The sequence below is a fragment of the Mesorhizobium sp. M5C.F.Ca.IN.020.32.2.1 genome (genome assembly GCF_004023105.1).
In the GTDB taxonomy this organism is placed as follows: Bacteria; Pseudomonadota; Alphaproteobacteria; order Rhizobiales; family Rhizobiaceae; genus Mesorhizobium; species Mesorhizobium wenxiniae.
On record NZ_RZSX01000696.1, the window covers coordinates 2116 to 3476 of the forward strand.

Annotated in this window: 1 protein-coding gene and 1 pseudogene; both read left to right on the forward strand. The window is 64.8% G+C overall.

Features of this window, described 5'->3' with window-relative positions:
- A pseudogene (locus tag EOA86_RS40675) lies at positions 1 to 111 on the forward strand (GlxA family transcriptional regulator); the annotation flags it as partial.
- Positions 112 to 251: 140 nt separating this feature from the next.
- Positions 252 to 1361 (forward strand): VWA domain-containing protein (locus tag EOA86_RS27165; RefSeq protein ID WP_128344510.1); only part of this gene is annotated, 1110 nt, incomplete at its 3' end.

Genomic DNA, 1361 nt, shown 5'->3' on the forward strand with positions numbered 1-1361 from the left:
ATCCTCGACGTGGCGATCGCCACCGGCTTCACCTCGCACTCCTATTTTGCCCAGAGCTATCGGCTGCAGTTCGGCCGGCCGCCTTCCGAAGAGCGGCGCACGACGTATTGAGTGGTTTGGCTCAAGGCTTGTGGCCGACCCTCCCATGCCCTGCGTCCGGGCTTGTGTCCTGACGCGGCGTCAAATAGCTTCCCCCGGACTGGCAGAGACTGACTGGCTGCGACGAACTGGCAGCCACTGGGGGAGATTTCATGGCGGGACTTGCACGGGGCGTCGCTGCGGCGGCTCTCCTTTTGTGGAAGACGACGCCTGGCCTTGCCGCCGACCGTGTCGTCATCGTTCTCGATGCCTCCGGCTCGATGTGGGCGCAGATCGACGGCAAGCCCAAGCTCGAAATCGCCCGGGAATCGCTGCGAACCGTGCTGCAATCGGTCCCGGCCGACAGGGAAATCGGCTTCATGGCCTATGGCCATCGCGAGAAGGGCAGTTGCGAGGACATCGAGCTCATCGTGCCGCCGCAGGCCGGCTCGGCAGCTGCTGTTTCCGCTGCCGCCGACAGCCTGAAATTCATCGGCAAGACGCCGCTGACATCAGCCGTCAAGCAGGCGGCCGAGGCGCTGAAATACACCGAGGATAAGGCCACCGTCATCCTGATCACCGATGGGCTCGAGACCTGCGAAGGTGACCCTTGCGCGCTCGGCAAGGAACTGAGGGCTGCCGGTGTCGATTTCACCGTAAACGTCGTCGGCTTCGGCCTGACCGCGGACGAGGGCAAGCAGGTCGCTTGCCTCGCCGACAACACCGGCGGCAAATACATCCAGGCGTCCGACGAGCAAGCCCTACAGGACGCGCTGGTCGAAACCATCGCCGCCGCGGCGCTCGAACCAGCGCCTGCGCCGCAGCCGGCCCCCGAGCCGGAAAAGCCGGAGTTCAACTTCATGCCGGCCGTGGTGCTCGCCGAGGGCGGCGATCCCGTCACCGACGGCAATTCCTGGGAGATCTACAAGGCGAGCTCCGACGGCACCCGCGGGGATTACGTCACCACCGAATACGGAGCCTACAAAGGCAATCTGGAGCCGGGCGGCTACATAGTCGTCGCACGCTATGGCGAGGCCAGGACCGAACAGAAGATCACGGTCGAGTCGGGCCAGGTCTACAAGCCCCTTGTCACGCTGAATGCGGGCACGCTCATCATTCATCCGCGGCCAAGTGAGGGGGCGGACGTCGCCGATGGCGCGGCTGTCGTGATCGCCTATCCGGGCGTCGATACGCCCGCGACCTATTATGGCGACACGAAGGTCGTGTTGCCGGCTGGCGACCAGAAAATGACGGTCAGGATCGGGCAGGGCGCGGTCACCGAA